Source organism: Pseudoalteromonas sp. MM17-2 (assembly GCF_022347945.1).
Classification (GTDB): Bacteria; Pseudomonadota; Gammaproteobacteria; order Enterobacterales; family Alteromonadaceae; genus Pseudoalteromonas; species Pseudoalteromonas ruthenica.
Genome location: NZ_JAKRFV010000029.1, coordinates 26,896 through 37,075, shown reverse-complemented (window position 1 = coordinate 37,075; position 10,180 = coordinate 26,896). Strand labels below are relative to the sequence as shown.

General features: G+C 46.8%; 7 protein-coding genes and 7 tRNA genes. 2 read left to right on the top strand and 12 right to left on the bottom strand.

The window, feature by feature from the left end:
- Positions 1-300: 300 nt before the first annotated feature.
- Positions 301-1,713, top strand: a complete 1,413-nt coding sequence (locus MHM93_RS18000; protein WP_239450066.1) for a sodium:alanine symporter family protein — start codon at positions 301-303, stop codon at positions 1,711-1,713.
- A 31-nt stretch (positions 1,714-1,744) separates the two neighbouring features.
- Here the strand turns inward: MHM93_RS18000 and MHM93_RS17995 are convergent, their stop codons facing one another.
- From MHM93_RS17995 to MHM93_RS17940, 12 genes are all read right to left on the bottom strand, one after another.
- Positions 1,745-2,281, bottom strand: coding sequence for a hypothetical protein (locus MHM93_RS17995; RefSeq protein WP_239450065.1), 537 nt, complete (start codon positions 2,279-2,281; stop codon positions 1,745-1,747).
- Between the two features lie 72 nt (positions 2,282-2,353).
- A tRNA-Cys gene (locus tag MHM93_RS17990) sits at positions 2,354-2,427 on the bottom strand.
- Between the two features lie 33 nt (positions 2,428-2,460).
- Positions 2,461-2,536, bottom strand: a tRNA-Gly gene (locus MHM93_RS17985).
- 54 nt (positions 2,537-2,590) lie between these two features.
- Positions 2,591-2,677, bottom strand: a tRNA-Leu gene (locus MHM93_RS17980).
- A gap of 38 nt (positions 2,678-2,715) precedes the next feature.
- Positions 2,716-2,791, bottom strand: a tRNA-Gly gene (locus MHM93_RS17975).
- 55 nt (positions 2,792-2,846) lie between these two features.
- Positions 2,847-2,933 (bottom strand) — tRNA-Leu (locus MHM93_RS17970).
- 35 nt (positions 2,934-2,968) lie between these two features.
- Positions 2,969-3,042: transfer RNA gene (locus MHM93_RS17965), tRNA-Cys, on the bottom strand.
- A gap of 9 nt (positions 3,043-3,051) precedes the next feature.
- A tRNA-Gly gene (locus tag MHM93_RS17960) sits at positions 3,052-3,127 on the bottom strand.
- A 161-nt stretch (positions 3,128-3,288) separates the two neighbouring features.
- Positions 3,289-3,840, bottom strand: a complete 552-nt coding sequence (pgsA, locus tag MHM93_RS17955; RefSeq protein WP_022944538.1) for a CDP-diacylglycerol--glycerol-3-phosphate 3-phosphatidyltransferase — start codon at positions 3,838-3,840, stop codon at positions 3,289-3,291.
- A 51-nt stretch (positions 3,841-3,891) separates the two neighbouring features.
- Entirely contained in the window at positions 3,892-5,712 is a 1,821-nt protein-coding gene (gene uvrC, locus MHM93_RS17950) for an excinuclease ABC subunit UvrC (RefSeq protein ID WP_053911558.1), read from the bottom strand.
- Positions 5,713-5,720: 8 nt separating this feature from the next.
- Positions 5,721-6,371, bottom strand: a complete 651-nt coding sequence (gene uvrY / locus MHM93_RS17945) for a UvrY/SirA/GacA family response regulator transcription factor (protein WP_022944540.1) — start codon at positions 6,369-6,371, stop codon at positions 5,721-5,723.
- Positions 6,372-6,448: 77 nt separating this feature from the next.
- Positions 6,449-7,600: a dicarboxylate/amino acid:cation symporter gene (locus MHM93_RS17940; RefSeq protein ID WP_022944541.1), complete on the bottom strand. Its 1,152-nt coding sequence runs from the start codon at positions 7,598-7,600 to the stop codon at positions 6,449-6,451.
- A 208-nt stretch (positions 7,601-7,808) separates the two neighbouring features.
- Between MHM93_RS17940 and MHM93_RS17935 the strand changes: the two genes are divergently transcribed.
- Positions 7,809-10,169, top strand: coding sequence for a DUF5916 domain-containing protein (locus tag MHM93_RS17935; protein WP_239450064.1), 2,361 nt, complete (start codon positions 7,809-7,811; stop codon positions 10,167-10,169).
- Positions 10,170-10,180: the final 11 nt, after the last annotated feature.

The following is a 10,180-nucleotide window of genomic DNA, read 5'->3' as shown; positions in this document are numbered from 1 at the left end:
AACACCGCGTTTAGCTCGTTATCCGTTGCTGTCTGCCGTGTCAGTGGGAGCGCATTATAGGGAGAAACAAAATCAACGCAACCCCTTTTTTAAAGAAAATTGCAAAAAACATTACCTCAAGACACTCCCCACAACTTAACCACCACTTACCCACAAAACTGTGTGGATAACACTACTTTTCGAACATAAACTAACCGATTATGTGGCTCTTTTATCTATATACCCCAATTCACTAAAAATCTCGCGACCTATGTGCTAGATTGCCGCGCTATTCTCATACTAACTAAAGGTACACGTGTTATGACCGAAATCGCTAATACTATTAGCGGCCTTATTTGGGGGCATGTGCTGGTATATTTGCTAATCGCTGCTGGCCTATTCTTTACTGTGCGATTGGGCTTCATTCAATTTAGAGACTTTGGCCATACTTTTAAGGTTATGTTTAACAGCCGTCAAGGTGCGCAAGGGGGGATATCCTCATTTCAAGCATTTTGTACGTCACTCGCTGCACGCGTTGGCACCGGCAATATGGCCGGGGTGGGTGTAGCTCTGTATTTAGGTGGTCCTGGTGCGATATTTTGGATGTGGCTTATTGCTTTAATTGGTATGGCCACAAGTTTTGCCGAAAGCACATTAGCCCAAGCGTATAAAGTGAAGGATGAGCATGGCAATTTTCGTGGTGGTCCGGCCTACTACATGGAAAAAGGCTTGGGTAAACGCTGGATGGGTGTTGCTTTTTCATTATGCTTAATTCTTGCGTTTGGTCTGGTGTTCAATGCCGTACAAGCAAACTCTATTGCGGCGGCTTTTAATGAGGCCTTTGCTATCCCCAATTACGTTGTCGGCATCGCCTTAGTTATAGGTTCTGGCTTTGTGATATTCGGTGGCTTAAAAACCATTGCTCGCTTTGCAGAATGGGTTGTGCCCTTTATGGCACTGGCTTACTTAGTGCTAGCACTATATGTGTGCGCGGTTAATCTTGAGCAGCTTCCTCAGGTCTTTATGGTCGTTATCAACCATGCGTTTGGTATTGAGCAAGCCGGAGCGGGTGCCATTGGCTATGGAGTTATGCAGGCGATGATCCAAGGCATAAAACGCGGCTTATTCTCTAACGAAGCAGGTATGGGTAGTGCGGCTAATGCTGCGGCAACAGCTACCCCCAATCCACCGCATCCTGCATCCCAAGGTTACGTACAAATGTTAGGAGTGTTTATCGATACTATAGTGATCTGCTCCGCCACCGCCGCGCTTATATTGCTCTCAGGGCAGCTGGCACCTGGCTCTGGTTTGACTGGTATCGCTCTAACACAAAATGCCTTAGTTACACACGTTGGTGAATGGGGCGCTATTTTTGTAGCCGTTGCTATCCTATTTTTTGCTTTCACTTCCATTGTTGCAAATTACTCTTACGCAGAAACTAACCTGTTATTTTTGGAACATAATCACGAGAAAGGTATGCTGATTTTCCGCGCCTTGGTATTGGCTATGGTGATGTTTGGTTCTTTAGGTGAGATAAAGCTCGTGTGGACCCTCGCCGATATCTCAATGGGGATGATGGCCATTATTAATGTCATTGCATTGTTTATGCTTTCGGGCGTCGTGATTTGGCTGAGTAAGGATTACCAACAACAACGAAAACAAGGTGTCGTACCCACCTTTGATAAAAACAAACACCCCAAGTTAGCAAAAGAAGTCGACCCCGACTCTTGGTAAAAAAAGGAGCTTCACGCTCCTTTTTTTGTATTTAAGGCAGCTGTGCCCCTAGTTTTGCTAGTGCTATTTGAAGCTCAGCAACTATTTCGTCAGTGCTTTGCATAGAAAGGTCATTCAGCGAGCCGATCAATGAACTGTTTTGCTCATAGCTGGTTGCTACTATTGCTAAGTTATTGGTATCAACGATGCGCGAAGTGATCTCAACGTGATGGAAAGCTTGAGAGCGATTGGCATGATTGCTAATAACCTCCCCCTCTATCACACCGTCCGCGTTCACCTTTTTAGCCAGTTCAAAAAGCGCTTCTCGCGGGTGTTGCTCATATTGCTCTTGCAAATCATGCTGTTTAAGCAGCATATCGACATTGTAACTAGGGATAACAGTGATCCCAGCGAGCGTGCTCAATTGGTAATCTATACGCTTGCTTACTGTGCGCTCGCTACTGTCTCCGCTAAATGGCGCAACAATCACAGTATGCCACTGCTGCTGCTCATAACGTGGGTTAAATTTCACTGAGGTGCACGAGCACAACAAGACAATAATAGGGAAAAGTAGGGATATCCGTTTCATTTGTATAACGACCATGACATTAAACTGACTGCCAATATACAAAATAACTGTAAGAAAAAAAAGAATTTATTATGGAGGCGGAACCCGGAGTCGAACCGAGGTAGACGGATTTGCAATCCGCTGCATAGCCACTCTGCCATTCCGCCGTAGAGATGTGATTTTAGCATGTTATTAAGAATTGGAGCGAGTAACGAGGTTCGAACTCGTGACCTCAACCTTGGCAAGGTTGCGCTCTACCAGCTGAGCTATACTCGCAATCCTAATATATAAGTGCCACCTTATACTCATTACCGAAGCAATGTTAGAAAATGGTGCCCGGGGCCGGACTTGAACCGGCACGCTGTTACCAGCGAGGGATTTTAAATCCCTTGTGTCTACCAATTCCACCACCCGGGCGGATGGCTGACATGCTGTCATACACACGTTAAGTAGATTGGAGCGAGTAACGAGGTTCGAACTCGTGACCTCAACCTTGGCAAGGTTGCGCTCTACCAGCTGAGCTATACTCGCAATCCTAACTGTATAAGAGCTAACTTATACTCATTGCCGAAGCAATATTAGCAAATGGTGCCCGGGGCCGGACTTGAACCGGCACGCTGTTACCAGCGAGGGATTTTAAATCCCTTGTGTCTACCAATTCCACCACCCGGGCTCGGGTTGCTATACGCGTGTGGAAACGTTGAGATATGGAGGCGGAACCCGGAGTCGAACCGAGGTAGACGGATTTGCAATCCGCTGCATGGCCACTCTGCCATTCCGCCATCAATGATTGGAGCGAGTAACGAGGTTCGAACTCGTGACCTCAACCTTGGCAAGGTTGCGCTCTACCAGCTGAGCTATACTCGCATCATTGAACACTGTTTATAACACTTAGATAAAGCAGTGCTGGGCTAGCGCCCTCTCAACACCGACGCATTCTACAGAGATTATTAAACGCGTCAATACAAAAAATATGGGTTTTGAATCGTTTGCTTAATTTTTATCTAAAACGGCGTGTTATTATACATTTAGCCTTCTTTAGCGAAGAAGCTATGGCGCGCAGCCATGAGATACTGCACCATAGAGCCAAAGGTCAGAATAGTCGCTATGTATAATAGAATATAACTCAGGGTCACCATCCAAGGCTGAAATTGCCAAATCAGGCCAATAATGGCGAGCATTTGCGCCGCTGTTTTCACCTTACCAAGTTGGGATACCGCTACCTCACCACGCTTACCCTGCTCCGCCATCCACTCTCTTAAAGCCGAGATCACTATTTCGCGGCCGATAATAATCAACGCCGGTACGGTCATCCACGCACTTTGATAGTGGCCAACTAACACCACCAGGGCTGCACTGACCATTACTTTATCGGCAACAGGGTCTAAAAAGGCACCGAACGGCGTCGACTGATTTAAACGCCGAGCTAGATAGCCATCAAGGATATCGGTGATCGACGCTAGCCAAAATACAAATGCTGCTGCGAAAAACGCCCATTGACTCGGTAGATAGAAGATAAATAAAAAAATTGGGATTAAACACAACCTAAAGGCTGTTAGGGTATTGGGAATGTTCCACATAACTACTAGGCGTTCTTAGCGTTTTCTTTTCAGTAATATTCGCACGAAGGGCTATGCCTTGTCATGCAAATGGTTAAATATCTTTTCCGCCATCGCGGGACTGATCCCCGGCGCTTGGCTGAGCTGCTCAATTGTCGCGCTTTTCACGCCTTGCATACCACCAAGGTATTTTAACAGAGCTTGGCGACGCTTTTGCCCTACGCCACCAATTTCCTCAAGCACTGATTGATTACGCTGCTTCTGACGCTTGTTACGGTGTCCAGCAATGGCAAAACGGTGTGATTCATCACGAATATGTTGAATAAGATGCAACGCCGGTGAATCACTGCCAAGAGATACGGTTTTGCGCCCGGCATCAATCAATAATGTCTCTAAACCAGGCTTTCGACTAGTGCCTTTAGCAACGCCGACAAGCAAGGGCATTTTTGCAAACGACCAATCGCTAAAAAACGCCACGGCTTGATTCAATTGTCCCTTACCACCGTCAATAAAAATGACATCCGGGATCTTGCTCTCGTCAGTCAGCTTGCCATAACGTTTATTGAGCGCAAAGGCCATCGCGGCATAATCATCACCTGGGGTAATGCCGGTGACATTAAAGCGTCTATATTCACTCTTATTGGGCCCTTGACGGTCAAACACCACGCATGATGCCACCGTGTTCTCACCCATGGTGTGGCTGATATCGAAACACTCCATGCGAGCGATATCATCAAGGTGTAGCGCCTCTTTAAGTAGTGCGTAGCGTTTATTGATAGCATCTTGCGTGCTTTGCTGCACTTCTAAGCTAGAGTCGGCATTTTTGTTCGCTAACTGTAGATACTGAGCACGTTCGCCACGATGCACTGTATTGAGCTTTACTTGTGTGCTTTTAAGCTCACTCATAGCATTGCTCAACGGTTGCTGCTCATCAATTGCAAAAGGCAGCACCAACTCTTTGGCGATACGCCCAGTCGCCCCTGGTGCACAATAATACTGGGCAATAAAAGACGTTAAAATTTCGTCATCGCTGGAGTCTTTTGGCACTTTGGGGTACAACGTTTTGCTGCCCATCACTTTGTGATCACGCACCATGAGAATGTGTACCGCAACCATGCCATTTCGGCGACAATAGCCGAGGGCATCTAGCTCAGCGTGCTTTCCGGACACTGACTGCTGCTCTTGTACTTTACGTAACAGCTGGATTTGATCACGGTACTTGGCGGCTTTTTCAAAGGCGAGTTGCTCACTGGCGTGTTCCATTTTAGCCACCAATGAACTTATCACCTCATGGGATTTGCCACCGAGAAACTTACGTACGTAGTCTACTTGGGCGCTGTACTCTTCATCACTGACTTTGCCAACACAGGGCGCACTGCAGCGTTTAAGTTGGTACTGCAAACAAGGACGGCTGCGTGCTTTGTAGTAGCTGTCTTCACATTGACGTACGGGAAACAACTTTTGCATCAAACGCAGACTTTCAGAAACGGCGCCAGCACTTGGAAAGGGCCCAAAGTATTCACCCTTGATTTTGCGCGCACCGCGATGGAAAGCTAATCTAGGGTGTTGATGCTTAGTCAATAAAATGTACGGATAGGACTTATCATCGCGAAGTAAAATATTGTAGCGCGGCTGATACTTCTTGATCAGATTATTTTCTAGTAGCAAGGCCTCGGTTTCAGTATTGGTCAGCGTTACATTGATATCATCAATATTACGCACCAATACTTGCGTTTTAGCATCGAGGCCCGTTTTACGAAAATAGCTTGAAAGGCGCTTTTTAAGGTTTTTCGCTTTACCTACGTATATCACTTGCTGCTCACTATCTAGCATGCGATATACGCCGGGTTCTTCAGAGACCGTTTTTAAAAACTGGTCGGCAGCAAAACTCATAGCCAGGATCAGTGGTCGCTATCAATATCTATCATTTTATGGCGAATGGCTAAGTGCGTGAGTTCCACATCGCCGTTCACAGCCAGTTTTTCGAATATACGATAGCGATAGCTGTTGACCGTTTTTGAGCTCAGATTTAATCGGTCGGCGATGCTTTGCACCTTTTCACCTCGCGTAATCATCAGCATAATTTGCAGTTCGCGATCTGAGAGAGTTTGAAATGGGTTTTCGTCGGTGCGGCCACTGAACTGCGCCAACGCAATTTGCTGAGCAATTTGTGGCGCAATGTAGCGTTGACCGGAGTTCACTGCGCGAATCGCATTAACCACCTCTTCAGGGCCTGCCCCTTTGGTGAGGTAACCGTGAGCGCCAATTTGCATGACTTTACTAGGGAAAGGGTCTTCGCAATGAACAGTGAGCACAATCACTTTAACATCAGGGCAGTAACGGCAGATCTTCTTCGTGGCCTCGAGACCGCCAATGCCCGGCATGTTCATGTCCATTAGTACGATGTCTGGCTCGTTTTGACGGCAAAACTGCACCGCCTCTTCACCAGTTTTTGCTTCACCGATAACCTTAAAACCGCGAACATCATCAAGGATGCGCTTTATCCCGGTACGCACCAGTTCATGGTCATCTACTAGCAGTACATTAATCAACAGGAAAACCCTCTTTATACACGTGTAGTTACAGCTGTTTTGTACAATAACTACACGTATTATTCTTACACCCTAAATCAAGCACTTGTTTTATCAGAAAAACGGTCAACCCACAATGCTATGATACCATCACCGGTCACATTGCAGGCCGTGCCAAAGCTGTCTTGAGCCAAATATAATGCGATCATTAATGCAATTGCTGCATCAGTGAACCCAAGCATACTGGTTAATAGCCCCAGTGCCGACATAACCGCACCGCCCGGTGCCCCAGGGGCTGCGATCATCACTATACCTAACATTAGTACAAATGGCAGCATTTCCGTCAAGCTTCCTATCGCCATTGTCGGCGATAATGCCATCACCGCCATGGCACAGGTGACGATGGTAATGGTCGAGCCAGAGAGGTGGATGGTCGCACACAGCGGTACACTGAAATTAGCAATGTGTTCTTTCACGCCATTATCTTTGCTGGCTTTAAGCGATACCGGGATGGTCGCGGCACTGGACATTGTGCCAAGCGCGGTTAAATAAGCAGGTAACATATTCTTTAATAACATCCAAGGTGAGCGCCCTAACAATAATCCGGTGCCAATATACAGCACACTTAGCCATACCCAGTGCATAACCAGAGCGATGGCAAGGACAACGGCAAACGTTTGCAATGTTGAGGCAACGGTGCCGGCAACGGTCATGTCAGCGAACACCCCGGCAATATAAAAGGGTAATGCTGGGATGATGACTTTCGAGAGTAACCCGTCAATCACTTCTTTCCCTTGATCAACCACTTGTTGTAGTTGTGTCAGCTGGCGCTGACTGATACCTATGCCGAAGGCGAATGCCGCTACTAAGGCACTCATCACCCCCATCAACGGCGGTATCTCTATATCGATAAAGCTGCTCAGAGCCGATTCTTCACCGCCATGAAAATTGATTGAGCCACTTATATAAGGGGCGGCCCAAGTCATAACAATGATTGCCAAGGTCCCTGCTACCACCGTCGAACCATAAGCAAACCCCACTGTGCGGCCAAGTAAATGATTCGCCCCTTTGGGCAGCCCAGCGATGCCTGAACAAATAAAAAATAAAATAATAAGTGGAATGGTAAAGCCTATCAGCTCGCCGATGAGCACTTTGGCAGTATACAAAGCGCGTGCTACGGCCTCCGGTGCAAAGGCGCCGATTAGCATTCCAAGGACAATGCCAGCAACCAATTTAAGTATTAATTTCATGATGGTTTAGCAGTAATGAATAATGCCACCTGTTTTAACATTTTTTGTCATCGATGTATGGAAAAACCGCTGAGCACAAAGCTAAGTGTCTAATCATTGAGCACCTGTGCGGTTTGTCGCGCTGAATCGCGACTGAACGAATATATTTTGTTTACACCCTGCTAACTTGTTACAACAGCGCCATCAATAATAATCACTTGGACATGTTGTGCTTTTGTCTCGTTTTCTCGCAGGTCGCCTTGCTGTTTTAGCCATAGCCGTTAATCCCTTTATTGTATTGGCTGAAACGGCACAGCCGGCACTCAATATTCCCTACCTCGCTGATGCAGCGACTATTGATGGTCGCTTGGATGAGCCGCAATGGCAACAGGCTAAGCGCATCAGTGTAAATAACATCACTTGGCCCTATGAAAATAAACCATCACCGGTGAGTACCACCGCACTGATTTATGAAAATGACGATACCCTCTATTTAGGGTTTATCGCCGAGGACCCTCACCCCGAGGAAATTCGTGCCTTTTATCGCGATCGTGATAGCGCTTGGGATGATGATTTAGTAGGGATAAAACTGGACACCTATGGCAGTGCCAAGCTGGCCTATCAGTTTTTTGTCAATCCGCTTGGAGTTCAACAAGACTCTATCGAAAATGAGTTGAGTAAAACTGAAAACAGTGCCTGGGATGGCATTTGGGATAGCGCAGGCCATATCACCGCTCAAGGATACCAGGTGGAAATAGCCTTACCTATGCGTATGTTCAACTTCGATGACGCACCACGCAGCCAAGCCATGACCATGGAGTTAGTGCGCTTTTATCCGCGAAATGAGCGCCTTCGCCTTTCAAGTATGCAATTGGACCATGGTAATCACTGCTGGATATGCCAAATGCCGCAAGTGAACGGTTTTGCTAATGCCGAACAAAGCAGTAATCTCACCGTTGTCCCCTCCTTGGTGCTTAACCAACAGCAACAACGCGACATCAATGACGCGGCCTTAAAGCCTTGGCAAAAAGACAATAACATTGAACCAAGCTTAGACCTGAAATGGGGGATCACCCCGGATTTAACGCTCAACGCCACTGTTAACCCCGACTTCTCACAAGTAGAGGCCGATGTTGCACAACTCAACGTCAATGAAAGCTTTAGCTTATTCTTCCCAGAAAAGCGCAGCTTCTTTTTAGACAATGCCGACTATTTTGCTTCGAATTTAAACTTAATTTATACCCGAAATATCGCCGCGCCTGGCGCAGGAGCGAAACTAACCGGAAGCAAGAATGGCCATACCGTGGCCGCATTTATCAGTAACGATGAGCAAACCAATGTGCTTATACCGGGTAATTTAGGTTCTCGTGTTGTGAGTTTAGAGCAACACTCACAAGCCGGCGCGCTTCGCTATCGTTACGATATCAGCAGTGCGTTTTCCCTGGGTGCCAGCTCGACGTTCAGGCGCAGTGACGATTACCACAACGAAGTGCTGAGCATCGACAGTAAATATCGGTTTGACGACTTCACCACCTTGGTGGTGCAAGCTCTGGCATCACAAAGTGACTATAGTGAGGACTTCATTGAGCAATTATGTGATGCCGATGAACCTTGCCAAACACCACCCGCACAACCTTGTGAAAGCCGCTATGACTGCAGTTATTCGGAAGCTTTGTTACGTGTGAACGAGCAGCGCTATGATGGCTATGGGTATTATTTAAGCTTGGATAGAGACACCAAATACTACAGCCTGTTTGGTAATTATCATATGCGCAGCCGTGGACTGCGTGCGGATTTAGGCTTTCTTAGTGAAACTGACTTCAACAAGTTTACCACCGGTGGTGAATACCGTTGGTACGCCGAGCAAGACGCATGGTGGAATCGTGCCCGATGGTATGCAGATTGGGATATCACCCACAACCAAGCAGGCGAGTTAATAGAAAAAGAGGCGCAAAGCTTTGTTTCACTTGACGGCCCCTGGCAAAGTTATCTAGAGCTTGGCACTATTAGTCGAGAGCGGCGTGGGTTACGAGCCGATCCATCGTCCTTAGCAATCGACGGTAATAGTGCGCGCTTCAACGAAAACGAAATAAATCTATTTGCGTCCATCAAACCCAGCGCCGGTGTTGTTGCTGATATCGATGTGACGCAAGGTAATAAGGTTGATTTGGCCAATAACCGTTTGGGTGAGTTTGTGCGTATTCGCCCCACTGTGAATTACAATATCAATTCGCATCTAGCGCTGCGCTTGCGCCACACCTACGAGGATTTGCAACGTCGCTCAGGTGAGGACATCTTCAGCGCTAATTTAAGTGACTTGCGCTTAACCTATCAATTTAATTTACGTAGCTTTTTGCGTTTAACCATGATTTATACCGACATCGAGCGCGAGCCCAGTAGCTACGTTAAAGAAGTGGATGCGCGCTATCGAGCATTGAGCACCCAGCTACTCTACTCTTATAAACTCAATCCACAGTCTGTGGTGTTTGTAGGTTACTCAGACAGTGGCTACCAGGACGATGACTTATCACGGTTGGAAAAAGATAATCGTACACTGTTTGCAAAATTCAGTTACGCTTGGATTTTGTGATATAAGAAACT